Source organism: Alteromonas sp. 76-1 (assembly GCF_900654235.1).
Taxonomy (GTDB): Bacteria; Pseudomonadota; Gammaproteobacteria; order Enterobacterales; family Alteromonadaceae; genus Alteromonas; species Alteromonas naphthalenivorans.
This window is the reverse complement of the sequence record NZ_LR136958.1, coordinates 3269130-3294399: the sequence shown is the minus strand read 5'-3', so window position 1 is coordinate 3294399 and position 25270 is coordinate 3269130. Positions and strand designations below refer to the sequence as shown.

At 39.7% G+C, this 25270-nt stretch carries 23 protein-coding genes; 10 read left to right on the top strand and 13 right to left on the bottom strand.

Annotated elements, in window-relative coordinates; translation table 11 throughout:
• Positions 1–16: 16 nt before the first annotated feature.
• From ALT761_RS14255 to ALT761_RS14245, 3 genes are read right to left on the bottom strand one after another with little or no spacing between them, the layout of a single operon-like run.
• Positions 17–904 carry an XrtA-associated tyrosine autokinase gene (locus ALT761_RS14255; protein ID WP_129739634.1) on the bottom strand — a complete coding sequence of 296 codons (888 nt, stop codon included), beginning with the start codon at positions 902–904 and terminating at the stop codon, positions 17–19.
• On the bottom strand, positions 904–2472 hold the full coding sequence (locus ALT761_RS14250; protein ID WP_129739632.1) for an XrtA system polysaccharide chain length determinant: 1569 nt from the start codon (positions 2470–2472) through the stop codon (positions 904–906). Before ALT761_RS14250 ends, ALT761_RS14255 begins: the two co-directional genes overlap by 1 nt.
• Positions 2473–2498: 26 nt before the next feature.
• Positions 2499–3131 carry an XrtA/PEP-CTERM system exopolysaccharide export protein gene (locus ALT761_RS14245; protein ID WP_129739630.1) on the bottom strand — a complete coding sequence of 211 codons (633 nt, stop codon included), beginning with the start codon at positions 3129–3131 and terminating at the stop codon, positions 2499–2501.
• A 149-nt stretch (positions 3132–3280) separates the two neighbouring features.
• On the opposite strand from ALT761_RS14245, the gene ALT761_RS14240 reads away from it, so the two are divergent.
• The 10 genes from ALT761_RS14240 to ALT761_RS14195 all read left to right on the top strand — a co-directional run bounded on the left by ALT761_RS14240 (position 3281) and on the right by ALT761_RS14195 (position 14733).
• On the top strand, positions 3281–4693 hold the full coding sequence (locus tag ALT761_RS14240; RefSeq protein ID WP_129739628.1) for a TIGR03013 family XrtA/PEP-CTERM system glycosyltransferase: 1413 nt from the start codon (positions 3281–3283) through the stop codon (positions 4691–4693).
• A gap of 30 nt (positions 4694–4723) precedes the next feature.
• The gene (gene xrt, locus ALT761_RS14235) at positions 4724–6142 is read left to right on the top strand and encodes an exosortase (protein ID WP_129739626.1); all 1419 of its coding nucleotides are present in this window, start codon (positions 4724–4726) and stop codon (positions 6140–6142) included.
• Between the two features lie 3 nt (positions 6143–6145).
• On the top strand, positions 6146–7231 hold the full coding sequence (locus tag ALT761_RS14230; protein WP_129739624.1) for a GNAT family N-acetyltransferase: 1086 nt from the start codon (positions 6146–6148) through the stop codon (positions 7229–7231).
• A complete protein-coding gene (locus ALT761_RS14225) occupies positions 7225–8553 on the top strand; it encodes an O-antigen ligase family protein (RefSeq protein ID WP_232043461.1) in 1329 nt (442 codons plus the stop codon). The genes ALT761_RS14230 and ALT761_RS14225 overlap by 7 nt, the downstream gene beginning before the upstream one ends.
• A gap of 20 nt (positions 8554–8573) precedes the next feature.
• Complete coding sequence (locus ALT761_RS14220; protein WP_129739622.1) at positions 8574–9509, top strand: glycosyltransferase family 2 protein; 936 nt, start codon at positions 8574–8576, stop codon at positions 9507–9509.
• A complete protein-coding gene (locus ALT761_RS14215) occupies positions 9506–10447 on the top strand; it encodes a sulfotransferase family protein (protein WP_129739620.1) in 942 nt (313 codons plus the stop codon). Before ALT761_RS14220 ends, ALT761_RS14215 begins: the two co-directional genes overlap by 4 nt.
• The gene (locus tag ALT761_RS14210; protein WP_232043460.1) at positions 10441–11382 is read left to right on the top strand and encodes a glycosyltransferase family 2 protein; all 942 of its coding nucleotides are present in this window, start codon (positions 10441–10443) and stop codon (positions 11380–11382) included. The genes ALT761_RS14215 and ALT761_RS14210 overlap by 7 nt, the downstream gene beginning before the upstream one ends.
• Positions 11383–11469: 87 nt before the next feature.
• Entirely contained in the window at positions 11470–12456 is a 987-nt protein-coding gene (locus ALT761_RS14205; RefSeq protein ID WP_129739618.1) for an endonuclease/exonuclease/phosphatase family protein, read from the top strand.
• Positions 12449–13507 (top strand): hypothetical protein, encoded by a 1059-nt coding sequence (locus ALT761_RS14200; protein WP_129739616.1) that lies wholly within the window; start codon positions 12449–12451, stop codon positions 13505–13507. Before ALT761_RS14205 ends, ALT761_RS14200 begins: the two co-directional genes overlap by 8 nt.
• Before the next feature lie 92 nt (positions 13508–13599).
• Positions 13600–14733 (top strand): acyltransferase family protein, encoded by a 1134-nt coding sequence (locus tag ALT761_RS14195; protein ID WP_129739614.1) that lies wholly within the window; start codon positions 13600–13602, stop codon positions 14731–14733.
• Between the two features lie 58 nt (positions 14734–14791).
• Here the strand turns inward: ALT761_RS14195 and ALT761_RS14190 are convergent, their stop codons facing one another.
• From ALT761_RS14190 to ALT761_RS14145, 10 genes are all read right to left on the bottom strand, one after another.
• Positions 14792–15667, bottom strand: coding sequence for a sulfotransferase (locus ALT761_RS14190; protein WP_129739612.1), 876 nt, complete (start codon positions 15665–15667; stop codon positions 14792–14794).
• A 163-nt stretch (positions 15668–15830) separates the two neighbouring features.
• Complete coding sequence (locus tag ALT761_RS14185; protein WP_129739610.1) at positions 15831–17327, bottom strand: oligosaccharide flippase family protein; 1497 nt, start codon at positions 17325–17327, stop codon at positions 15831–15833.
• A gap of 41 nt (positions 17328–17368) precedes the next feature.
• Complete coding sequence (locus ALT761_RS14180; protein ID WP_129739608.1) at positions 17369–18328, bottom strand: GT-D fold domain-containing protein; 960 nt, start codon at positions 18326–18328, stop codon at positions 17369–17371.
• Positions 18325–19458 carry a glycosyltransferase gene (locus tag ALT761_RS14175; protein WP_129739606.1) on the bottom strand — a complete coding sequence of 378 codons (1134 nt, stop codon included), beginning with the start codon at positions 19456–19458 and terminating at the stop codon, positions 18325–18327. Before ALT761_RS14175 ends, ALT761_RS14180 begins: the two co-directional genes overlap by 4 nt.
• Positions 19455–20498, bottom strand: a complete 1044-nt coding sequence (locus ALT761_RS14170) for a glycosyltransferase family 4 protein (RefSeq protein ID WP_129739603.1) — start codon at positions 20496–20498, stop codon at positions 19455–19457. The genes ALT761_RS14175 and ALT761_RS14170 overlap by 4 nt, the downstream gene beginning before the upstream one ends.
• Before the next feature lie 2 nt (positions 20499–20500).
• Positions 20501–21271, bottom strand: coding sequence for a polysaccharide deacetylase family protein (locus ALT761_RS14165; protein ID WP_232043459.1), 771 nt, complete (start codon positions 21269–21271; stop codon positions 20501–20503).
• Positions 21272–21486: 215 nt separating this feature from the next.
• The gene (locus tag ALT761_RS14160) at positions 21487–22650 is read right to left on the bottom strand and encodes a hypothetical protein (protein ID WP_129739599.1); all 1164 of its coding nucleotides are present in this window, start codon (positions 22648–22650) and stop codon (positions 21487–21489) included.
• On the bottom strand, positions 22647–23834 hold the full coding sequence (locus tag ALT761_RS14155) for a glycosyltransferase family 2 protein (RefSeq protein ID WP_129739597.1): 1188 nt from the start codon (positions 23832–23834) through the stop codon (positions 22647–22649). Before ALT761_RS14155 ends, ALT761_RS14160 begins: the two co-directional genes overlap by 4 nt.
• A 6-nt stretch (positions 23835–23840) precedes the next feature.
• A complete protein-coding gene (locus ALT761_RS14150) occupies positions 23841–24353 on the bottom strand; it encodes a serine O-acetyltransferase (RefSeq protein WP_129739595.1) in 513 nt (170 codons plus the stop codon).
• Between the two features lie 2 nt (positions 24354–24355).
• On the bottom strand, positions 24356–25252 hold the full coding sequence (locus ALT761_RS14145) for a ThiF family adenylyltransferase (protein ID WP_129739593.1): 897 nt from the start codon (positions 25250–25252) through the stop codon (positions 24356–24358).
• Positions 25253–25270 lie beyond the last annotated feature (18 nt).

Genomic DNA, 25270 nt, shown 5'->3' with positions numbered 1-25270 from the left:
CACGATGTTACAAGATTTAGTCTTTGCGCTCAGAGTAGTAATATCCATAATATCCGCTTCCATCGGTGTCATAGTGCACTGACTTGTTAACCACAAATCCAATTGCCATATCTGAGTTCAATCGTTCAACAGACATTTTAACGTCGTTAAGTTTCGCTTTACCTTCCTCTACAACAACAACTGCCTGACCTGCGAAATTAGCTAAAATAGCGCTTTCATTAATACCGATAAGAGGAGGCGTGTCGAAAATAACGATTCGGTCAGGGTATCGGTTTGCAAATTCATCTACTGTTTCATGCATTTTATGACTAGCAAGCATCTCAGTAGAAAGATGATGCGATCGACCAGCAGGAATAATTTTTAACTTATCGATGTTAGTAGAATAGAGTACCTCAGAAATATCGTCGACTTCACCGATAAGATACTCCATTAACCCTTTTCGCCTCTCCAAACCTAAAGTATTAAGTACATTAGGTTTAAGTACGTCCGCATCTACTAACAGAACCGTTTTATCTTGTTCTGCTGCAATACTCAGGGCGAGATTTGTCGCAGTGAATGTTTTACCTTCAGAAGGGCGACTGCTTGTAACCATTATTATATTAGGGTTATGAAGGGTTTTAGCGAGTGGGCCAAACGCGTTAGCGAGTAGTTTTCGCTTAATTTCCCGGTACTCTTCGTTAATTTGCCTACGTTCACCAGATAGAGAGATATGACCATTATCGCTTAACCTCTGAAGGTTAATTTTAAAACCACTTTTTGGAGATCTAGTCTCTGGCTTAGCAACTTCAGTAGCTTCAAGTTGAGGCTCGATTATGTTATTGCTTGCGCTTTTCTCATTCGAGTTGTTTGCCAAAGCGTTTTTCTGTTTTTGTTTTAACAATGCTTTTTCAATTGTATTAGACATTAGAAAAACCTCTCGATTATATTAATATTCATCACCTCAGCGGCAACTAATATACCATATTGCAGCAGAATCATCCCGCAGGACAAAGCGAAGATTAACAATCTAAATTTGTTCTTTTTCTGAATGTTCACAATATTTAAATGACTGACCGTTCCCCAAATTGGGTAATCGGAGAGGCTGTTTAATTGTTTAGGTCTAATTAATATCGGAGAAAGTTGACTCACTAGAAACGCTACGCCTACTCCAGAGCCAAAACCAGCAAGTAATACTGCGGTGTACAAAATGAGTCTATTAGGGCCTGACGGAGAACTAGCTGCAAGAGGCGGTTCTATGATACGAAACTGAAGTTCTTCAGCAGAAACTTCTGCCCGTCTTGAAAGCCCTGCGGCTTCGCGTCGTGACAATAATTCTTCGTATTTCTTCTTTGTTATCCCATAGTCTCTATTAAGCGCTGAAGACTCGGCTTCAATCTGTGGAATTAAATCAACCTTAGACTCAAGCTCGGCAATTTTATTCTGTAAATCTGTCTCTTTTACCTCTAATGAAGCCACTTCACTTTGAAGTTTACTCATTTCAAGCCGGATTTCCTGAGTTAGTTCGTTAAGAGGTAATTGGTCTTCTTCGTCAACACTTGCAAGGAATGCATCAATTTCTCGTTGGCGTGACTTCTCTAAACTAGATAACAGCAATTGAGATTCAACTACATCAGGGTGCTTATCGGTGAACCTAAGTTGAAGGCGGTCTAATTCTTCCTCCAGTTTTCTGATTCGGTCGTCATACCGAGTCTTTAAGCCGGTGTTTTCTTGACTAGAAACAGCAAAGCTATCCTTTGCAGATGTTTTCTTTATCTGCGATTTCAGGGAGTCAACCTGTTGTTTAGTCTGTTTTATGCTCAAACGAGTTAATTCTAGTTCCGCATTGAGTCCCTGCAGGCTGCTATAATACGTGCCCGAGAGGGGAAGAATATTGTTGTACTGACGTTTAAATTGGGCAAGTCGTTGCTCAGATTCACCTAGTCGGCTTTCATATTCAGCAATTTGTTCTTCTAAAAAACGTCCTGCAGTATCAGTATCGCGGCGGTTGTTTCCTAACGACCCTTCTACAAAAAGGTCTAACGTTTCTTGCACCACCCGCTGCGCCGTAATCGCGTTAGCATTAGCAAATGAGATGTTATAGATGTTGTCTCTGCCAGCTGAACGTAAATCAATCGATGAAGATAATTGGGTTACTAAATCTTCGAATTCTCGCTCTGAATTTGTCGTGATATCTAAATCACTCTCTCGGGCTATGGTTTCAACGTTAGTTCTACTTAGTAACGTTCTGGCCATCATTTTGACTTCTTGATCTGGGTCAGACTGAATAGCTAGCCCTTTAAGAAGTGGTTGAAGAACCGAACGGGTATCTACGTAGACTTTTGCTGTAGAGGTGTATTGATCGGGTAAGTTGGCAACCATAAAGAAGCCAATTGGGCAAATTATCCATGACATAATAATGACATGACGTTTCTTAATCCAAATCCCTTTTAGCAAATCTAAAAATTGGAGTAAGGTTTGTTGTAAATCCTGCATTTAAATGTTCCGTTTACTACTTAGAACTAAAACCAAGCTTCTGGAATAATGATTATATCGCCTGGGAGAATGTCTACATTTTGTTTAATGTCGCCGCTTCGAATCAAGTCGTCAATACTTAGAGAAAAAGTGGATTGCTGACCATTGATTACACGTACTAATTTTGCGTTGTTACCGTCGGCAAACTCAGTTAACCCACCGACAGCTATCATCAAATCTAGCAACGTCATGTGCTCAGTGTAACTGACCGCACTTGGGTTAGTGGCTTCACCAATAACTCTTACTTGTTCGCTTAGCGGGCCCGAAAAGTTATTAACGCTCACGGTTACGCGAGGGTTATTAATATAAATTGATAACTGTTCTTCAATTTCGCGAGCAAGCATGGAGGGAGTTCGCCCTGCTACATCGATATCTTCGACCAGTGACGTAGTTACTTTCCCATCAGGTCTAACAATAAACTGACCGGATACTTCAGGGTTTCGCCAAACAAAAATAGTTAGCGAGTCGCCAGGGCCGATTAGGTATTGATATTCATTAACATCGGTTGTTAGCGATGCTCTGGTGGTAGCTTGGGGGAGAGTTGAAGTATTCGAGCACCCAGCAAGTATTAATACTAGTAAAAATGCAAAGCTTAAATGCATGTTTTTAAAACGAAACATAAGAGATCATCCTACACTCATTATGGTTAAATTGTAGCTTTCGGTGTTTACCCTACGGCAAATCTCACTATAATGCCAATAACAATTCTAGTCTATTAGAATAAATCCCTCTATGATGGGGATTAGTTCGTAGTATTAAGGGGCCAGGGGTGGCAGTAAATAAGCGAAATCAAAATAAGCGCTCTAATATTCTTGTAGTGACAGAAGCGTTACTTATAGCTTATATGGGATACATTACGTACTTTATCCTCACGCAAGTTGGGCTTGTTTCAAAAGTTCCAGTGGAAAAGCTGATCATTAACGTAGGTTTACTTACCGTTTCTATTCTTCTTTGCTCACTGTCGGTGGGTTTGTATGAAGCAAAACTTAGGGAAACTTTCCGCGGGATAATTAGACGTATATTTGTCAGTGTAGGGTTGAGTTACTTTCTTGTTGAAATCGTCAGTAGGGCGTTGTTCGATAATCTTGTGATGGATGCTTATTTCCTACCGGCAGCTGTATTTTCAATTATCATCACACTGGTCATTTTTCGCTACTTTACTAACCGCCTAGGGCTTTTAGGTTTAGGTAAAGTTCGTATAGTAGTGTTAGGAGCGGGTGAAAGAGCATCAATTATTGAAAAGCGGATGCGTCGCGATGTCGATAGGATCGGATTCGAAATGGTTGGGTTTGTGCCTATTCCAGGTGACAACCGAGAAGACGGTATTCGCAGAGAAAAAATCGTTCACATAAAAGTGGATGAGAACTTTCAGCAGTTTATAAACGACAATGATATTGAAGAAATTGTCATTGCGTGTGATCAACGTCGCGGCACCTTGCCCGTTGAAGTCCTTTTTGAATGCCGCCTACGTGGTATTGAGGTTACCGAATTACTCGACTTTATGGAACGAGAGACGGGGCAAATTGTAGTAAACTTGATGTATCCAAGTTGGGTTATCTACTCAAACGGTTTCCAGAGCCAAAATTACCTTAGAGATGCGCTGGACTACAGCCTCAACGCTTTACTAGCGTTCTTTGTGTTCATATTTGTATGGCCAATCATGCTCACTACTGCACTCATTATCTATCTTGATGACGGTCGACGCACAGGGGTGTCGGTGTTTTATGCACAAGAGCGAGTTGGTTTAAATGGGCAGTTATTCAAAATACTGAAGTTTCGAAGCATGCGACCTGATGCCGAAAAAGACGGTGCTAAATGGGCAAGTAAAAATGACGACCGGGTAACGCGAATTGGGCATTTCATTAGAAAGTACCGGATTGATGAATTACCTCAGCTGCTAAACGTTTTCAAAGGTGAAATGTCTTTCATTGGACCTCGCCCAGAAAGACCTCAGTTTGTTGAGCAGTTAGTGAAAGAAGTTCCCTATTATAATCAGCGACACAATGTAAAGCCCGGATTAGCAGGGTGGGCTCAACTCAATTATCCCTATGGAGCAAGTGTTGAAGACTCAATGGAAAAGCTTAAGTTCGACCTGTATTACGTTAAGCATCAGAGTCTACTATTAGATATTCTTATACTTATCAGAACTGTTGAAGTGGTGTTATTTGGAAAAGGCAGATAGCCTTCAAATATTCGAATAGGGATTAAGAGTATGCTAGCAAGGAATGGCCTAATTGCGTTTGTTACAATGGCTACGGTCATATTGGGTTGGGCTTTATTAAACTATCCTGTTATGAAAACATTGTGGGACAACGGTTTTGACGACGGCACGTACTCTCACGCTTACTTAATACCCGTTATTATTTTATATCTGATATACACTGCAGCTGAACAACAAAAGTTGATTTTTAGAACAAAAATTAATTATGGATGGTTAGCTGCAGGTATTGTTATTGGTGGTTTATTCTGGATAAGTGTCTGGTCTCAAATTAGCTTGCTGTATTGGTCATTGTCCCTTTCACTGCTTATTCTTTTGAGTTTACAAATTTTTAGATTGAGTTGGTCGCTCATATTTCCACTCTCGTACTTAATTTTCATCTATCCCTTTTGGGGGGCATTCGCCGGCTTTTTTCAAGAGCTTTCTGTATTTATGGTGACTTTTATCATGTCATTTACAGATATTCCCGTTTTTGTAGAAAATGAATTTGTCACTATACCTGCAGGTGTATTTGAAATCGCAAGGGGGTGTAGTGGTTTGCGGTATATCATCGTATCGCTTGCGATAAGTTCACTTTACGTATTTCTTTACCTTAGAACATTTAAAAGCGCTTTTATCTTCATATTGTTTGCAGTCGTAGGTGCCCTAGTTACCAACTGGCTAAGGATAGTTTTCCTTATTCTTATTGGAGACTATACCAATATGGAAAGCTCTCTAATGACTGACCATAACAATTTTGGTTGGTATATCTATGTTCCAGTGGCATTAATTCAGTTTTATCTGGGGGGGAAGTTAGAACAGGCAGACGAAAAAATGCGCTCAATCAATCCCGCTACCGAGGTATCATCTGAGGCAGCAGCAAAAAATTCACCACTGACTGCTACAGTAGTGATAGCAACAGTAATGACGCTTTGCTTTTCATCATATGCAGCGCAAATGTCTATTCAAAATAGTGTCGCTCTAACTGAAAATTGTGAGACTGAGTTTGATGCCCGAAGCCATATCAATTTGTCCGTAAACAATTACTCATTGGTCTGTAGCGTTACCGGTGATGTTAATAACGAGCAAAAGCGTGTCTTTTATTTCAATGCCGAAGAATTAGATAACAAAGCATCATTCTACTTAAATACCATCATACCTAGCGACTACACGTTAATATCGAAAGTGGTTTCTGACGGGGAAAATCGGGTAGTAAGTCGTGATAGAGTGGGTAACGTTTGGCTTATTAAATATGTTTATATTATTGACGGTCAAACGTTTTCTTCTGTAAGGGATTTTAAAATTGCTCGTATTAAAAGTGCATTGAAAGGGGTTAATGCTCATCGTTTGGTGGTGACCCTTACTAAATGCCCCGGCGATTGCTCATTATCGAGTGCCACATCCTCAAAGAACTCCCCACATGCCGGGTTTTAAGTGATGGAAATTCGCATTTTAGACTCAGAACAACAAATAGTAGAGAGCAAAGAGTCTTGGCAGAAGCTTTATGCTAGTGCAAGTAACAGTAATGTTTTTCTTAGTTATGAATGGATAACGACGTGGATAAGTGTATTTAAAAACTATGTGTCGGTATTGGCGGTAGTGACAGTCTGGGATCTTGATGAGCTAGTATGCTTATTGCCTCTTTATAGACGAGTAGGGGATCGCGCTGGCGTATTCTGGTTTGTAGGTAGCGGAGAACCAGAAGCTGCAGAAGTATGCAGTGAAGGCCTAGATATGCTGTCAACTCGGTTAATTAATACCGAGATTAACCAACTACTCAAAAAGGCGATTGATACTATTGGCCTTAAGAAATTAGTTGTTTCAAATTCAATAGAAATAAATCAAGTTAGCATGATGTTTGAATATTTAGGGTATAAAAACCTTAAGGAGTTCAAAGGGAATCGGTATTTTATTAATACCAAAGATAGTAAAACCAAACTCGAAAATAGAACTTCCCGCTATATTAAGGCTGCTGAAAAGCGTGGTATTACCTATCATGTTGTAGAAAATGTTTCGGATTTAGAGCTGGCCTTTGATGAATTGAAGCGTCTTCACAATACAAAATGGCGTCGGCCTGGACACCCTTCTATTTTTGATCACCCATTATTTGACGCCTTTCACCATAGTGTTTTGCGAAAGCTTTTAGCAGTTGAAAAGTTGTCTTTGATCGCGATAAAAAAAAATGAACAAACGATAGCGGTTAATTATTCAATGATATCCGGCGATGACCTAGTGTTTTACCAAAGCGGGGTAGACACCTCTTTTAAACCCAATATTTCTCCAGGTATGCTTCTGCATTGTGCTCAACTTCGACAAGCCCGCATATTAAACCTATATAATTATGACTTTTTACTATCAATGCCTCCTAGCTACAAAGAAGACATTACGGAATATAAACAACCCATTTACAGCTTCACTTTTCATAAGTACAACACGACATTTTTCGTCGAGTGTTGGCGAACCGCTATTATGAAAGCATTAAGTTACCTAAGAGTTCGAATCTTAGGGAGCGTGTCGTGGTAAACAACAAAAGTATGCAAATGAACAGTAATTCTGCCAATCATGCCTCTTTCGGGTTCTTCCTACTTGCGATTTATACTTTTTTACTGCTTGCTCGTCCTCACGAATGGCCGTTATTTGATATTGAATTTCCATTATTGAGAACATTTCTGATACTGACGTTTTTCTCCTATTTAGTGAGCTTTAGGCCGAAGATTTGGAATGTCCAATGTACGTTATTAATTCTACTGCTTTTCTCTATGTTGCTATCAGAAATTCGTGCTTTTCGCTATTTTAGCGACCTGAGTAAATTAATAGAATGGATAAACGCCAACATTATTCCGTTTATTCTCTATTTCAGTTTGCTGAGCACGATTAAGCGGCAGAATGTGATTTTTTTCATATTCTTGAGTTCCTCATTAATTATGGTTCAACACGCCTACAGCCAAATGCAAAGCCCGACAGGCCAAGGATGGGCTGAGTCAGTGGTCTACCGTTATGATGGTGGTGGGGAGTCGGTTCAGGCCCGGTTTGTCGGGAGTTTTAACGACCCCAATGATATGGGAATGTTTCTTGTCATGAATATTCCTGTTGCAGTGTATTTCCTCTTAACCGGTAAAGGCCTATTGACTAAAGCAGGGGCGCTGGCCTCCGTCTTAATGCTATGTATGGGAGTATATTGGAGTGGCAGTAGAGGCTCACTTTTAGGGCTGTTGAGCGTTTTCTTTTGTCTGTTCTACATAAAATTCGGTAAAGTTAAAGCCATTATTTTAGCGTCAATTAGTATTCCAGGTGTACTCGTTGCGATGGGGACTTTCCGTAAAATCAGTAAGGATGACGAGAGCGCAAGTCAACGTTTAACCGCATGGTACGAAGGTATACAAATGCTTAAACATCGACCCTTATTTGGCTTCGGCAAAGAACGCTTTTTAGAATATCATTCGAAGGTTGCACATAATACCTATGTCACGGTAATGGCGGAGCTTGGAATATTCGGATATGTCATGTGGGCAATGTTTATGATTACAGCCCTTTATATGCTTTTGAGTGTTATGAAATGCAATGATGTTAGCCCTGGACATGAAGAGGCGCTTAAAAAAGAGCAGGTCTTGAGCCAGTACTTGTTGGTTGCTTTAATTGGGTACGCTGTTACTGCATTTTTCATCAGCCGCAGTTATATAATGGTCGTGTACATTTTTGTCGCAATGGTAGCTGCGATGTATTACCGAGTCGGAAAAATTACACCTCTTGCTATGACCGGAGCCATAATTAAAAAAATTTGTGGTTTAGCAGTCCTAAGTTTAGGCGCGCTTTACCTAGTCATTAGAATATTGCTATCACTGTAACTGTAGATGAGAACAATCAATTGAATCAACTAAAAGCTAGTGTCATTGTTGCTATGTACAACGGTGAAGCAACAGTAGAAAAGACGCTTAACAGTCTCTTAGCTCAAACCTATGAAAACTACGAAATTATTATAGTAGACGATGGCTCCACAGACTCATCCAAACATGTTGTAGAAAAATACCTTGATAGCCACAAAGTTCGATATGTCTTCAAAGAGAATGGCGGAGTAGCAGCCGCGAGAAATGTAGGCATTCAGCACGCGCAAGGCGATATCGTTGGCTTTTGTGATCAGGACGATTTGTGGAAGCCAAACAAGCTTGAAAAGCAAATGGAAACGTTTGAGCAGCGCCCTGATGTTGGCGTGGTTTACAGCTGGATTGAAGTTGATCGAAACGGTAAATTTAGTATTAGTAAGCCATCGTATGAAGGAGAATGTTTCGAAGCCCTGCTGATGCAGAATTTCATCTCATGTTGTACTGGTATGGCAAGGCGTAATTTGCTTCTAGAAATAGGAGGCTTTGACGAAAGTCGAGAGTTGCATGGTGTTGACGACCGGCATGTCTGGCTTCGGTTAGCAAGGATTACGCGCTTCGGGGTAGTGAGTGAACCCTTGGCAACTTACGTAATCCATGGTGCTAACTACTCGCTAAATGAGGCAAAAATGCTTACAGCAGATTTAATTTGCATAAGTAAAATATCCTCAATTAGCAGTTTAACTGAGCAAGAAATGGCATGGTGTAAAGAAGCTGAGTATCGTGTTTATCTTCATTATGCGAGCAACTTTTTCTATATCAATGAGCTTAAGGAATGCTCCTCTTGCTATTCGAATGCATGGAAGATTAAAAAACACCGAATAGATTTATTAATCGCATCCTTGATTCTAAAAGTGACGCCTCGTGCACTATTAGTGTCGATTAAAAAAATGAGAAAAAGAATTAAAGGGGAGGTGGCATGAAGCCAAATGCGATTGTAGTGATCGGCATGCACAGAAGTGGGACTTCTGCCGTTTCGGGTCTTCTTTCCGAACTGGGTGTTTTTATGGGAAGTTCTTTGTTTGCACCCCAAAAAGGGGTCAACGAAAAAGGCTTCTTCGAAAACTCCTTACTTGTGGATCTTAATGACAGGCTTTTGGACGAGCAATTATTATCTTGGGATCACCCATTAGCGCTTTGCATCAACTCTGATGTCGCGGATTCTTTGGCAGGTTATAAAGCTCAAGCTCAACATCTTTTAGATAAAGATTATGCAAAAATTACCCTTTGGGGTATGAAAGACCCAAGAACTACCTTGCTATTGCCTTTCTGGAAAGAGGTACTCGACAGTAAAGGAATCAAAATTAATTTTGTTTTGATGTTACGTTCACCAATGGAAGTACATGGTTCGCTTAAAAAGCGAGATGGGTTTTCTATTAATAAATCAATGCATCTTTGGCTAAATTATACGCTTTCTGGTTACATCGGAGCTAAAGGGCTGAACCCTTTCATCCTGAAGTATCAAGATTTGTTAAATACTCCAGATGATTCAGCGAGAAAAATATTTGAACATTTCGAAATATCTACCGGGCAAAATACCCCAAAGCAAAGTTTTATAGATAAAAAGTTAAAGAATCAAAAGGCAGTAGAGGTACCTAATAAGCCTCTTGTTAACCTTGCAATGGAAGTCTTTGAAATACTCAGTAGTGACGTGGTGGATGAAGCCCGCCTAGCCGAGTCAGTTAATGAATATAAAGTTTATTTAGCGTCTTTGTCGGGTGTGCTTTCCGAGCATTTGAATGCGGTCAAAACAGAAGAGGTTTATTTCAAACGTCACTTTTTAGATGCCTATGAATCTATTTGGTGGAAGCTAAGTTGGCCGCTCAAAAAAATTGAATCGTTTTTAAGAACCAAATGTTGAGAAAGCCAGCCATGGAAAAAGTCACTATTGCTATTATCACTTGTAAAAGGCCTATCTGGTTAGCTCGGTTACTCGACGCTCTGCAGGAGCAAGTATTTTCAGAAGATCTAACGCTTTCTATTTTAGTTGTCGATAACGCATGTGATAAAGAAACAAAGGACATTGTAGATAAGCGTCGTTCTGGCCTTATTCCAATTCAATATGACGTTGAAGAACAGGCGGGCATTGTATACGCCCGCAATAAATGCGTTTCTATTACAACATCCATGAATAGCGATTATTTAATATTTATTGATGACGACGAATGGCCTAAAGAAAAAACTTGGGCTTCGGATTTGGTTTTAAGTGCCAAAAAGTACGCTGCAGATATCGTAACAAGCCATGTTATCTCGGTTGACGAAGCTGGAAAACAGAACTGGGCTACTGAAATTCTTTACCCAGCCCCAGAGCATACTAAAGGACAAGCATTAAGGGTTTTTTACACCAATAATCTACTGCTGAGTAAACACGTAATGCGGAAAATGTCACCGTGTTTTGACGAGCGTTTTGCTATGACTGGGGCCAGTGACTATCATTTTGCACTTAAATGCAGTCAAGCTGGTCTGAAGTGTGTTTACACCGATGCCCCAGTGGTTGAAGAAATGCCTTCAAGTAGAAAAGATGTCAAATGGTTTTGTCGCCGAGGGTTCCGCTCTGGTATTGGCTTTACACGTTCTCATATGTTCGAAGAACCACTTTTTAAAGCGATATTAAGAAGTCTCTTTTTTTCGCTCGTTCGAGTAATGCGAGGCGTCGTACTGATATTTAAATCGTTATTTGGGCAAAACAAAGGCACGCTTGTCGATGGGTTATTCAGGGTTTGCTCGGGCTTTGGAACCTTCATGGGGTTATTTGGCGTCAAGCACGACGAATACAAAAAAATTCACGGGAAATAGCGCTAACTACCACGATACCTTGTGGCTAGGTTATGGACTAACGCACCTTCAAACATAGTAAACCTAAATTTATTGGAACCGTAAATAATGATTCTTGCTTTATGCCGCGCCGCTAGTTTACTCTTGCTTTGTATGGTCTTGGTGGTGTGTGGAGCCTTTATTTTTAATAAAGAGCTTTTTGATATTTTTTATTTTCTCGACTTCCTTCCTGATTATGTTCTTTTATTAATGTGCGTTCCAAGCGTGTTTTTCCTCGGTAAGTCAAAGCGATACTTGGTGCCCCTAGCCATTCTCGCTATTTTTTTAGCTTCTCCGTTTAAAGTCTCTTTTTTTAGTGAAACACCTAGCGAAATTGCGGGTAAAAACAGCCAAATCAAAATCGCTTCATACAATGTCGCTCAACGTGTCGAAAAAGCACAATTATACAATTGGTTCATAGAACAAAATTTAGATATTCTTTTCATTCAAGAGGCATCGCGTCTCGGTCAGTTCAATGTAGGTGAATATGATGGTGTTTATACTAATTGCGTTCAGCGCCTATGTATTTTATCGCGCTTTGAACTTCAGGAGTTAGATAGTCTGGATAGAAAACCCTTGGGTGGATGGGGCCGGTTTGTGTCATTGCACAGTGCAAAAATCAAGGGGAAGTCAGTCCTATTAGCTAATGTCCATTTTGCCTCAATATCTAATTTCGGGTATAGGTTTAACACGTTGAAAGGATTTGAATCAAAAGTATCCTTATTTAAGGATGCAAAGGCTGTCGAGTTTGGTCTAGCTCAAGCTCTATTAGATAAATGGTCCAATAACGACGCTGTAATCATCGCTGGAGATTTTAATATCACTGATAGAAACTACCAATATGAACAGTATTGGGGGGATCTATACAACCTTTTCGCCGTTGGCGGTAATGGATATGGCTCAACGCGTAAAAATAGGTTGGTGAGCCCACGTATAGATCATCTACTCGTAAGCAATGCGTTTACGCCTATTCATTCCGAGGTAGGAGACGATATGGGTAGTGATCACTTACCAATCCAAGGGGTTGTAGTCTTAAAGGGAGCCGAGAGTGAATAAGCTAAAATGTACGGTCTATGCAGATAATAACTCAAATCATTTGCAGCAAATCTATACGGGCTTAACCATGCTGCATCGCCAGGGTAGGCTTAATGTATCTATGCGAGTTGGAAAAGAAGCGCGTAAAAGTAATGTGCCGTTCAGCGTTCAGCCCAACATCCTGCATATCGAACTGGGGGGTAAAAAGTTGTGCTTTGATACATCTGACAGTGCCGCCATTGACCTTGAAGCGTACGCACTGACTGACCATTATTTTAAGCGTAGTTTTAACCCCTCTTTAGAGCCTGAAAATTATCAAAAGAACGTATATCCGTATGGATTAAATTACTTAGTGTATCCAGATGGGTTTGACCCATTTGGATTTAAGCGTTGTGCGCTTTTTTACAGTACCAAAGAGTGGAAAAAAGAGTTAATAAAACAAGCAGACTTTCTAGGGAAACTACATTTTAAAGCATCAGTTTCTAATATTAGTTCTAGCCCTGTTTTAAGAGAACAGGCTAAAGTACTTTTTTTAGCTCGCCTTTGGGACACTGAGAGCGATAGTTATTTTCAAATTAGCGACCAGCAAAAAACGCAAAGAGAAGAAATCAATGTCCAGCGTGCTAAGTGTATTGAGCTTTTAAGAGATGAATTTGGGAATCGATTTACCGGAGGGTTAATCGCGACGGATTTCGCAGTCAAGCAACATCCTAAATTAGTGGTTGATAACGCTGGTCTAACGACAAAAAGTAATTACCTGCATACCGTGAAGTCTCATGATATATGTATTGCGTCCACGGGCCTTCACGGCTCAATAGGATGGAAATTTGGTGAGTATATCGCTATGTCTAAATCAATTGTTGCAGAAAAAAACTTAAATTATGTTCCTGATTTAGCTGAAGGAAGTCACTACCTGGCGTTTACAACAGCACAAGAGTGCGTAGACCAAGCTATTAGGTTAGATGAAAGTACAGACACTAGGTTTTCTATGATGAAAGAGAATCACCGCTACTATGAGTCTAATTTGAGACCAGATGCCCTTTTAATGAAATGCTTTGAACAAGTGCTTTAGTTAGGTTTAGCGTAAATCTAAGGCTTTATAAACTTGACAAACGCCAGTAGACTCCTGCGTTTGTAAATACTGAATCTCCAAGGAATTGGTGCGTGAACAATATTATTCCAAGAACTAACCATTTTATTTGGATACGATATCTTGCTGCTTTCTCAATTGTATTCTCACATTCTAAGCAGTTTGATACTGCGCCGCAGTCTTACATCGACGTAGTAGCTACCCTGACGTGGTTTGTGCCAGGTGTCCCAATTCTTTTCTTTATCAGTGGTTTTTTAATATCACTCAGTTCATCGAACAGTCAATCATTAACCGCTTTTTTCGTAAAAAGAATACTCCGTGTTTATCCACCTTTGTGGGCCTCTTTTAGTGTAAGTATTGTTTTATTGTTTTCGCTAGGTATGGTCGATTTGCAAGGCGATGAGTGGCTCAAGTTCCTAATGTGGAGTTTAGGGCAGGTTACTGTAGTGTTCTTTTATCACCCTGACTTTCTTAGCCATGTTGGCACTGGAGTATTGAATGGCAGTTTGTGGGTTATACCCGTGATACTGCAATTTTATTTGGGTCTGCCGTTACTTAGAAAACTAGATAACTATTGGATAGGAAAAGGCAAATCTTATTATATTTATGTACTGCTAATAGTATGTGCACTGTTCAATATGGTGTTTCATTACTTTAATAACTTCACGCCGAATGTTTACACGAAAATCATACACTTTCTCACGCTTTTACCATGGCTGTTCTTTTTCTTGTTAGGTTACATATTTAGCCGTGACTACGGAAAATTAAAGCGCCTAACTACTCATGCAACCCCATGGCTTGTATTACATATAGCGCTCTTTTGTTCTTTAGGGGCTCTGGGGTTTAAATGGGGTAGAAACGACATTAACCCCATTTTGTTTACGGTTTTGGCCTTTTTGATTATCAGTATTGCTTTTAAAGTGCCGTCAAACCTATCTTGGTTCAATCGAGTAGAGAAGTTTATTGCGAAGAACGATATTTCATTCGGTTTATTCGTTTACCAAATGGTGATGTTGAATACAATTATGTACTTGGGGATATTTGACGATAATTGGTTGGCAAGATTGCTCACTTTCCTCTGCGCAACAATCACTGTATCTAGCCTGAGCTTAATCTTGCTCGAAAAGCCTCTTCGTAATAAAAGGGATTGGTTTATTGAGGTTCTTTCTCGGAATAAAGAGCCCCAGTCCAAAGACAATGCAGTGTAACTAGGACTACTCTTTTCTTTAGGGGGCTCAGTAAACTGGTTATTTCAAAATCAGAGGGTTATTTTTGAAATATCTTATCAATAGCATCAACAATTTTAGCTTCTGGGAAAACATCATTGTTGATGCGTTCACAATACTGGGTAGCGGTATCAATAACAAAATCTTTATCTAGCAATTGTAAAATATTTAATTTTTCTTTCGCTTTAAAACTATGTGATTTTTCAGTAACTAGCTCTTTGGGCTCTATATCCAAGAAGTCTGCAAGCTTAGCGCTAGCGCTGCCTAGCTCTTTAGTTTTAATTATTAGCAGTTGTTCTTTTGGGATACTGGTGAGTACATTGTTGTTATGTTCAGCCCAGAATTGGAAATAAGAAGCCAGTGGAAACAATCCACGTTGGCGAAGTGGTTCATCGTGCTTGGTGTACTCAAAGCCTCTATTGTAATAGTTTGTCCTGCCTAAATCATAGAGTGAATTTTTTTCTTGAATATCTCTTGCTAACTGATGATTAAACCATGAGTCAATCCACGATACGCAGTCTCGAATGGTCAACACAAATTTGGCATCTGCAAAGGTTTCAATGAGTTGTTGTGGGAATTGACCATAATAGTGTGATGAATCCATTTCGAGCCAGTTGTAGCGGTCTCGCACAGAAAGCTCTCTTTTTATATCTGCATCTGATAGCAAGCCTGCTTTCGATAAATAAATCATGGCAATGATGAATGTATCGTTGATTTCATGATAAGAGCGAAAATTGGAGAGGATATTCGCCACCGAGTGAGTTCCAGACTTAGGTGTACCTAAGCAAAATGCATGAAATTTTCTTTTCTGTACTATACGACGAAGTGGGTATTTGTATTTGTTGGTACGAATAAGTTCTGAGTATTTACTCAGCTCTTTTTGGCTCACTTCTATCGGATTAAGTTCGGTCGGCATTTGATTTCCTCTATATACCTTCTTAAAAGTATCTCATTTACAATTTGTTCGGGTTACACGCTAGCATATCAGCATATTGAAAGGGCTAGTGCCAGATCCAGATACAACCAAACAGTAAGTTTGATTATTCTCTTGTTATTCGCAAAAACCTTATTACTCTTTATTAAGTTCGAAGGGCCTTTTTCTTTAGTAACGTAATAATTTGAACTATAAACACTTTTGGCAATGTTAAATAAGCTAAGCAAGGCAAAAACACAATGTTGAATAGGATGCCGGACATTACGAGAGAGCTCCAGCTATTAATCCAGAAAAGGGGATAAAAGTGTGATGCGAAAAATGCTACAAGGCAAAGGACAAGCGAAATTAAAAAGCAAATATCTACTCTATACAGTGGTACTGAATTGAATTGGTTGAATACTATACGAAATAGAAAGAACTGAACTAAATATGAGACTAAAGTGAATGTCAAAGCAACGCCGACGATCCCATATTTACTCCCTAGAACGAAAATTAATAATAGAGTTGCCACAGAGCCAATCAACGACACGTACATAAGGTTTTTATGATTTGCCTGAGCGATGAGTATCTTTCTAAATACCATGGCGTATGGGCGTGTTAAGAGCGCAAAAGACATTATTGAAACGACTGTTGCAGCTTGTGCAAAATCCTCCCCAAGCCATACAGTAATAAAAGATTGGCTGAATAGCAGAATGTTCACAGCTAGCAGGGTACTGACCAAAAAACACATCTTCGCTGTCCGAACAATATATTCAGTCATTTCACTCCCTCTCGCAACTAACTGCGTAAAAAAAGCTGAAAAGGCATTAAAAATAGAGTGGGTTAACGTATCCGCATGATTAATTAGGTTTTGTGCGACACCAAATATGGCAACCGATTTCACTGACATTAAGTTGCTAATAATAATGGGGGCAGAACGTTGATTTATCACTTTTGCAATTGACATAATGATGATGTATTTGGAAAAGTTAAACAGTTCTTTGAAGGTATTTACGTCAATATCTGAAAGATGAATTTTCCAGTGTGGATATATCTTTCTTGATATAAAAATTTTTACAGCATTTACAACAACGTCGGTTGAAACAGCACAAATAGCCATTGCTGCAATTCCTTCGTGCCTACCGATATAATAAATCAGTAACGATTTTATGAAAACGTTAATAATAGCGAGAATAGCATCAATATCGACCCGTAAATAGGCAGCATATATAGCATTAATCGGGTTCATCGCAAAATCCATAACGATTTTGAAAATAAATACTAGCGCAACATTAATAAGTAATGATTCCATACTTTCGTCGAGCCCAAGAAGCGCAGGAGTATTAAACATTAAATACGCCAGACTAGACGAAATTAGTCCTAAGGCTGCGAACAGTAACAACGAGACGGTTAAGAATCTATTAGCCGATGTTTTATCGTCATTTTCAAGGTGTAGGGTGACAAACCTTTGAACCGCTGCGGGAAAGCCGAGTTCAATAATATTAAAAAATGCTAAAACTGACAGTATCAATAGCCAAAGTCCATAACCGTCGCTACCAATACTTTGGATAATACTCGGAGTCAGTATTAACATGGCGGCCACGGTGACGACTTTTTCAAAAAATGAAAAGAAGCCAGAAGAAAGAAGACGTTTTTTACTCAATGTAGTCAGTACCTATCGATTGAAATACAGTTCGGTGTGAATTAGTTTCTCGTATTGCGGAATAGTCCACGAAGCCTTTCAGCGTTTTCAGGTGTCATTTTCAGCTCTTCGGGTAGCTTTTTCTTTCCTAGTAAGGTTTTTTTAACATTGAATTTTGATTCAATAACTTTGGGGCGGCTATATCGGCCATCCCAGCAGTCAATCAATGCGCCGATATCCAAAGCAATACCACCTTGCTTTTGTATCTCGGCACAATAACCTTTTCCAATCAAACCTGCTGCAACTAAATAGGGCATTCCAGGATATTTTACGTTTATCTCATTTTTTATTCTATTGAAGTGATCTGGGTAATGTGGAATGAGAGTGCCTACTTGCCTAGCTGATTTATCGGGAGTGATGTGTTCAATAACGTTGATGTTTAGTGCTTTTCTGAGTTTTTCAGGAATATTGACACGAGCAGTAACCACACCAATTTCACCTGCTCGTTCAAGCAAGTTAGTCAGCGCGCCTGAAAGAAAGTAGTCGAAAGGGATCCACTGCGTACATAGCTTCTGGTGAGAGTAAGCATTGTATTTAACTGCTTTATACAGTTTGGCAATACGCCTAGCGTCTGAATAGCAAATATTTAACTCGGTGGCGCGTAGCGTAAAAGCTTGTTTAAACGCCGCTAAGAAAACTTGCTCATTGTTTTGTTTAAGTAAACCTTCTTCAAATGAGACGCCCAGTACATCATCTCTAATACCAACTATATTCGTATTATCGATGGCTTTTTCCAAGTTATTTTTCAATGTGGAAAGCTGTTCGATGGTCGCTTTTTTGCCCACGTGTTCTGACAAATATTCAATATCTTCGAGTGAGCTCTGCTCATCAAAATCTAATAAAGCACCTTCTCCATCACCGAGACGAATAAAGCTGAAAGGTTGCTTGCTTTCGAAAGCTTCGTTAACCGCAAATTCAAAGTCAGAGTAAGGTACTTGAACCAAAGAGTTGTATACTGTCATTGTTTTATTTCTAATAAAGATTGGATATGTTGCGCTGTGTTCGCCCAAGTAAGGTGAGAAATGGAAGCGCGTATAGCATCGCTCTGCCATTCGGTATTCTTTGCCTTCAAGATGGCTTCCTTAACCCCTTCACCACTGAGAGCGTTAATGAAGACTCCGTTCGTGTTTTCTTGTACAACCTCTGGTATTCCTCCCACCTTGGTAACAATCACAGGTGTTCCAGTTGATAGAGACTCCATAACGACATTCGGGACTCCTTCTCGATAGCTTGGCAGAATTAAAGCGTCTGAATCATGTATGAAACTCATTAAGCTATCGTGGGGGATAGGGCCGACTAGGTTTACGCTGTCGGCAACACCTAACTGGCTTATTCTTTCTTCAAGATCCTTCATCTGTGCGCCGGCGCCCAATAAGTTCAAATTTATGGTGCAGTTCTGTTTTTTCAATAATGCGATGGCGTCAATCAATTCAAAAATGCCTTTTGTCTTTATGACTGAACCTATAAATACGAGTTTAATTTCAGCTGATATGAAGACGGGGGAGGATCTTAAGGTAAATGACTCGAAATCGACGCCATTGTAGACGACTTCTGCATTTACTCGCGATGTATGGCTGTGAATGGCGGTGACCAAAGCCTGGCTTTTACCCGTTACAAAGGTGGCTTTTTTAAACGCCCATTTCATCTGACGTTTATGAAGCGGTTTTGTCATCAACGCATTAATGTCGCTCCCTAAACTCTCAATGATAAGTTTATTACCTACCAAGCCTTTAAAGAAAGCCGCACAAACACCTTCGGCATAAGCCCAACTTGCTATCACTCGATTAGCTCTTAATATCCAAAGTAATGGCTTAACAGAGATAACTATGGAGATTCCAAGAAAGAGGGGGTGTAGCGAGGTCATCACCTTTGGAACGTAAAAAAAGGGGAATAAGCATGTGTTTTTATCAGTGCGATATCCATTAACCAATACTTGCTTTAACCATATAAACCAAGGTACAGGGATGAGTTTTTTTATGTCGTAATGCTCGCTTAGATGTTTAGTTTCTTCCAGGTTGTAAGTTGCTCTTGTCTCTTGCCAAGGGAGAGGGTGCAAATTGGTGAAGAAAAGTAGAGGTTTCTTTTTGCTCATGAGTAGTAGCTCTCATATAGCATAGATACACTGTCAATCGAGTAGTTATTTGCGATAAAGCGGTAAGCTTTTTCGCCCATTTCTTTCAGTTCTTTTCGTTCAACATTTAAATTGTTCAAATGTTTAAGCCAGGTGTTCATATCATTCCTGTCATAAATATATCCATTCTCTCCACTATTAATAACAGCACCAATATCACCTACATCGGTAGATAACGCGGGTATCCCTCTAGCCATTGCCTCGAGTAAGGACATGGGCAGACCTTCTGTAGTCGAGTTAATTAGCAATAAGTCCTTATCTTCGTAAATTGATTTTTCGTCCAAGACTGCGCCATGGAATGTCACAAATGGCGACATTGCCAACCTCTCTGTAAGTGTGGTTAGCTTTTCAAGCTCTGGACCATTTCCGTAGACATGTAAATGGCTAAATTTGTGTACCTTTTTGGCAGCAAAGTTCACGATAAGTTGTTCAATGTTTTTTAATGGCACTAGGCGAGAAACAGTACAAAGATTAAGTTTGTCACTGTGTCCTACCCTATGAGGGGCTTCTGCCACTTCTACACCATTTTTAACAACCTCGACAATGCTTGAGTGCCAGCCATAGCGTTGATAAATCCCCGCCTTTATAGGCTCAGAAACCGCAAAGATTTTACTTAGATATGTAGATGCAATTTTGTGAGAACCACGTAAAAAGCTTATTGGAGGCTCGACCTCTCCATGAATAGTGTAAATAACATTTTTAAAGAGTAGTAAAGGAAAAATAGGGGCGAATGCTTTAATAACAGCTGGTGAATGTATATGTATTGATGAATATTTTAATAAAACGATTATCAGTTTGAATAGACGTAGGATGATATTTCCATTCACATTGACCACATCAACGTTTTCAGTTTCGATACTTTGCTGGAATGCATCATTTTTGTTTCCAAATGATAATACTGAAACGTCCAGCCCTTTATCTTTTTGTCTCGACACTAAATTTTTCACGCATTTTTCAGCACCGCCAACTTGCAGGCTACTTACGCAATGGATAATTCTCATTATTAAAATTTCCTGGCATAACCGAACATCTGCATCAAATCGGCTTCACTCATTCCAGGTGCAATTGGGAAACGATGTAAATCATAAGGTGAAGAAGAGGGGAGTTGATTTATGCCTGATTGAAAATTAAAAGCTAGTTCATAACCATTATTTTTAAGGCCGTCGACAACATTATCGTCATACGTAGAGCGGTTTCCTACGGGGTATGAAAACGCTGAAATTTTGCATTGCAAATTAGATTCTAAAAGCGCTTTTGAATGACTAAGTTCGTAAAATAGCTCATCAGTGGTCAGCTTGGTAAGAATATCATGGTTGTGGGAGTGAGCGCCTAGCTCCATACCATTATCAATGAGTGCTTGTAAGTGACTCCAGTCCATAAACTCTGCCGTAGGGTATAGACCTGAATGGTTAAGATATGCTTCTAATTCCTTGATTTGTTCTTGTGCGGTGCTTTTACAGTGCTTAATAGATGCCAACACAGCACGGATAAAGTGATCACCATCGTGCTGGTTAATGACCTTTTCAGACCATTCCGAGAGTTTGATTGCTTTTGGGTCATACGTTTTAAGTAAATAGGCTACTTTGTCCCACCAAGGAACAACGGTATTTCCTATTAACCCTGTTGCTATGAAAAAGCTAGCAGTGACATTAAGGCTTTTGAGTATTGGGAGTGCATTGCTGTAATTATCTATATAACCATCGTCAAACGTTATACACATCACTCTTTCATTAATGGCTTCGTTAGTACGAAGGTATTCGCTAAGTGCGCTCAAACTAATTATTCGAAAGTGTTTTTTAAAAAATGTGAGATGCTGCTCTAACTCCTTCGTGGAACAGGAGTAAACACAAGGGTCGAATTGCGTATCTGCACTATCTCCAATCCGATGGAAATTCACACTGTATAAGCCATTTGGTCTGGATGACCAAAAATACTTGTCCAGCCCTAATAAGTTTCCGAATTTCTTCTTAATACGAGACATCGTCAAACTTAAAGCCGCTTAAATGATGGGGAAGGTAAAATATAATCTCTATAAGCATTGGGGTTACCCTCTTCGCCTGCTTCTGCAGCTTTGATTATATTGTACATTTCTCGAGCCGAAACATAATGAAGCAAGTAATTTTCTCCATCGTTGTATTTCTCATTCAGGTGGCGATGCATTGCTTCTACTGGTTTCCCTAAAAGCGTATCCATATCACCATCTTGCGCACCGTGAGTATGAATTTTTATAAATACCCACTCAGGCTTGCCCTTAACATGTATGCCTTGGTCAACCCATAAATCGACACGGTTTGGGGTAGGGGGGAAGGTATGTCTGACGTCAGAATTTTCAATTTGCGGGAAAATTCCTTTTTTTCTAACCTTCCAATTCAGTCCTAAAATGCCTTGGATAAGAAGTAGGTGGCCCCACGCTTTTCCGCCTTTTTCAATTGGTTTGCCGGTTTCGTACGATTTCGGCTTATCAGGGTCATCTTTTGCGTAATAAATAGTATTAAGCATGGCAGGCTGAGATGTATCGGGAGACGGAAAAGTAAAATCCGCGTAGCAACCTGTTTCATTCAGTACAATTAGCTCGTCATTGACACCACACCAATGACCTTCAGGGTGTGAGTTATCCAGTACCCAGTTTCCGTGGATGAATGCGTAGGTGGGTTTTCCTGTTTCGGGATCAATGCTCAACGCATTGTGCTCTTCGTGTAGGCATTGAGCAAAACCGGAAAGGGTTTTCCTTAAATTGTCACTGGTATCATTCTCATGATGTAGATGGATTTCAATCTCGCCAAAGCCTTTGGCACAAAGGTCTGAGATTTTATCTAAATGTTCTTTTCTATATTCTTCTTCTGGGTAAAAAAAACTATGCTTGGGATGGCAACCATCTGAATCAGTAAATTTCGACGCCATCAAAGGATAATCAGTCATCCAACGGTCTACACGTTTTCTTTCTAATTCAATATTATCTTTGTTAAGCCATTGAGGCTCATAATGGTCAACGAAGCAAAACATAACATGCTTCGTTCCTGAAGGCTCTGGCGATGATGTAAATTGACTCTTAGTATAGTTCCATAGCCAACTTTGCATTTTCTTCTTTTTAATAATGAAAATAAAGGCTGCTATGAAGAGTGTGAGTATAATTATTGCAACAACTGCAATCATCGAGATGTCCTTTGCCAAGTAGCAGATAAATTGCTTGTTAAATATCTAATGTAGCCGCGAAAAAGCGAAATATTCATCGATACAAAAAATGTTATTAATGAGACTAAGCCACTAACAATAGGTATGTTTTTTAAAAGCTTAAGGCTTCCAAGTAGCCACAAGCAATAGAATGCAACCTGCGCGCTAAAAACGTAAGTGTAAATCGAATGGCTATGCCAAAGCAAAGCGAAATTCGTAGATAAAGAGATGATCATAAAATGCGGTACAAACCAACGCATGACTTTATGACTTATATAAGAAAACCATCGCCATTTGTATTTAGGGTTGAGTAACCAAGTGAGTCTGGCAAAAGCTTGGTAATTGCCTGCGCCAATACGTATACGACGATTAGCTTCTTCTCGCATGCTTGGCGCTATCTCTTCTATCGCTTTTGCTTCTGGCGTGTAAACCACGGATTGGTTTTGGCGTGCGACATTCATTACAATACAAAAGTCATCGATAATCGTGTTACTTGGCAGTGGAACATAAAATTTAGTTTTGATGGCATAGATACCGCCATTCGCTCCTAATAGAGCATCTAATCTTGATTCATGGAATTTCAGTACTTGTTCATACTTCCAATAAAGGTTGTCTTTATTGTCTCCGGAATGCGCATCAACGAGTACCAATTCTCCGCACACCGCCCCAACACCTCTCTGGTTTATAGACATAACAAGTTGAGTTACCGCGTCTTTTTCAAAGGCGGTATTTGCGTCTGAAAAAACAGTTACTTCTGAAGTAACCCGTTCCATCAAATCATTTAATACATTAATTTTGCCTCTGTTTTCCTCGAAGCAAAAAGTACTTAATCGGGGGTCGTCAAATGATGCCAATATGGAATTCGTGTTGTCTGTACTTCCGTCAGACGCAACGAAGATATTGAGCTTTTCTGCCGGATAATCTAAAGCGAGCAAGTTTTCAATGCGTTCTTTAATGCATGACTCTTCGTTGAATGCAGAGATAACAATGGTGACTGAAGAGCTGTCAGAAATGTCAATACGACGTTCTTTTTTAATCAGCGTGTACTGTGTGTCTCTAACACATTGAACCAAGGCGCTGACCAAAATTAAAATCAAAGGATAGATAACATAGCTATAGATAATAGCTAAAGAGACAAACCAGAATAAAATTTCAATATACTTCATTTATGCTTACTTTGATTTCGCGGGAATGCCAAGTGCAGTCTTGTTAGACTCTACGTCTTTTACTACTACTGCATTAGCGCCTACTTTTACATTATTACCCACAGTGATTGGGCCAAAAACTTTAGCGCCAGCACCAATAAATATATGGCTGCCTAGGGTGGGAGATTTTCCTTTTTCATCACCCATGACGACACCGCTTTCTAAGGTGATATTGATACCCCCTTTTACTTTAGAGTTTATGACTACGCCGATAGGATGCATGATGACAAAACCTTCGCCGAAATCCGCATTTACACCGATAACACAGCCATTATAAACTCTATTTACGTGTTGAATTATCAACGCGATAGGAGCCAAAACTTTCGTCTTTGCGCACCTTGCAGCCAAGCGGAAAAGGATATTAGCACTAGTTCCATCAGTAAGGCACGTCCTGAGTAATGAAATTTCAGCGCCATCTTGATGAAAAATTTCTTGTTTTCTTTTTAAATCGGATTTTATAAGTTGCAATGTAGATGGCATGATTACGTGTCTTTACTTTCTTCTAGAATCTGTTTTACTTTTCTAAACATAAACTTTTGCAATGGGTTTTTGTTTCCCCATGGTCGCCATGTTTTTATCAAGTTATTTCTGTATGCATCGAAGTGTAGCCCTTTAGGAGCGCAGACAACTTCACCTCTATCTAATAGAAGTTTCAGTACATTCGTACACAATACACCCGCCGCTAACGAAATACCCATACATGTTGAGGGTACCTTCTTTTTCATGAAGTTTACTGACGAATTTTGAACGAGGTAGTGTCTTTGCTGTACTGAAGGAGAAACACCTATTACAAAGCGAACAATATTGTCTTCGAAGTATTGCTCTTTAGTGGCATCGTCAGCACCATGGGGGGCATCAACCATTGCAAAGTATTCGTCAAACGACATACCGCCTGGTTTGAAGCATAGCATTGCGGTGCCCATGCCCATGGGAGCTGCTGTTATGGTTGGTATACCTAATTCATAGCAGCGGCGAAAGACTTGTCTTCTAATTTCTAATGCGAAGATATCCAAACTATCTATGTATACATCAACACCCTCTAAGAAGGCTTCTAGATTTTCGAGCGAAATCCCTTTGTCAAAATTCTTTATCTGCGCGTCAGGGTTTATGTCTCTCAACGTTTTTTCCATCACAACTGATTTTTCTTCACCAATTGTAGATATAAAAGCACCAGCCTGACGATTGAAGTTGGCGTAATCATATTCGTCTAAATCAGAAATGTGAAAGTTTGAAATGCCCATTCGGGCACATACAATGGCGTGATCGCCTCCAACACCACCCAATCCACCGATGGCTACTTTAGTATTTTTAATTTTTTCTTGCTCAGCTTCTGTTACCCAGCCGATATTTCTCGAGAACGCTTCGTTATAATTGAACATGAGATATCTCGTTTTATT

Excerpts from the sequence above, each read along its gene's own strand:
- ALT761_RS14255 (WP_129739634.1), bottom strand. The coding sequence starts at position 904 with ATGTCTAATACAATTGAAAAAGCATTGTTAAAACAAAAACAGAAAAAC.
- ALT761_RS14250 (WP_129739632.1), bottom strand. The coding sequence starts at position 2,472 with ATGCAGGATTTACAACAAACCTTACTCCAATTTTTAGATTTGCTAAAA.
- ALT761_RS14245 (WP_129739630.1), bottom strand. The coding sequence starts at position 3,131 with ATGTTTCGTTTTAAAAACATGCATTTAAGCTTTGCATTTTTACTAGTA.
- xrt (WP_129739626.1), top strand. The coding sequence starts at position 4,724 with ATGCTAGCAAGGAATGGCCTAATTGCGTTTGTTACAATGGCTACGGTC.
- ALT761_RS14230 (WP_129739624.1), top strand. The coding sequence starts at position 6,146 with ATGGAAATTCGCATTTTAGACTCAGAACAACAAATAGTAGAGAGCAAA.
- ALT761_RS14215 (WP_129739620.1), top strand. The coding sequence starts at position 9,506 with ATGAAGCCAAATGCGATTGTAGTGATCGGCATGCACAGAAGTGGGACT.
- ALT761_RS14210 (WP_232043460.1), top strand. The coding sequence starts at position 10,441 with ATGTTGAGAAAGCCAGCCATGGAAAAAGTCACTATTGCTATTATCACT.
- ALT761_RS14205 (WP_129739618.1), top strand. The coding sequence starts at position 11,470 with ATGATTCTTGCTTTATGCCGCGCCGCTAGTTTACTCTTGCTTTGTATG.
- ALT761_RS14190 (WP_129739612.1), bottom strand. The coding sequence starts at position 15,667 with ATGCCGACCGAACTTAATCCGATAGAAGTGAGCCAAAAAGAGCTGAGT.
- ALT761_RS14180 (WP_129739608.1), bottom strand. The coding sequence starts at position 18,328 with ATGACAGTATACAACTCTTTGGTTCAAGTACCTTACTCTGACTTTGAA.
- ALT761_RS14175 (WP_129739606.1), bottom strand. The coding sequence starts at position 19,458 with ATGAGCAAAAAGAAACCTCTACTTTTCTTCACCAATTTGCACCCTCTC.
- ALT761_RS14170 (WP_129739603.1), bottom strand. The coding sequence starts at position 20,498 with ATGAGAATTATCCATTGCGTAAGTAGCCTGCAAGTTGGCGGTGCTGAA.
- ALT761_RS14160 (WP_129739599.1), bottom strand. The coding sequence starts at position 22,650 with ATGATTGCAGTTGTTGCAATAATTATACTCACACTCTTCATAGCAGCC.
- ALT761_RS14155 (WP_129739597.1), bottom strand. The coding sequence starts at position 23,834 with ATGAAGTATATTGAAATTTTATTCTGGTTTGTCTCTTTAGCTATTATC.
- ALT761_RS14150 (WP_129739595.1), bottom strand. The coding sequence starts at position 24,353 with ATGCCATCTACATTGCAACTTATAAAATCCGATTTAAAAAGAAAACAA.
- ALT761_RS14145 (WP_129739593.1), bottom strand. The coding sequence starts at position 25,252 with ATGTTCAATTATAACGAAGCGTTCTCGAGAAATATCGGCTGGGTAACA.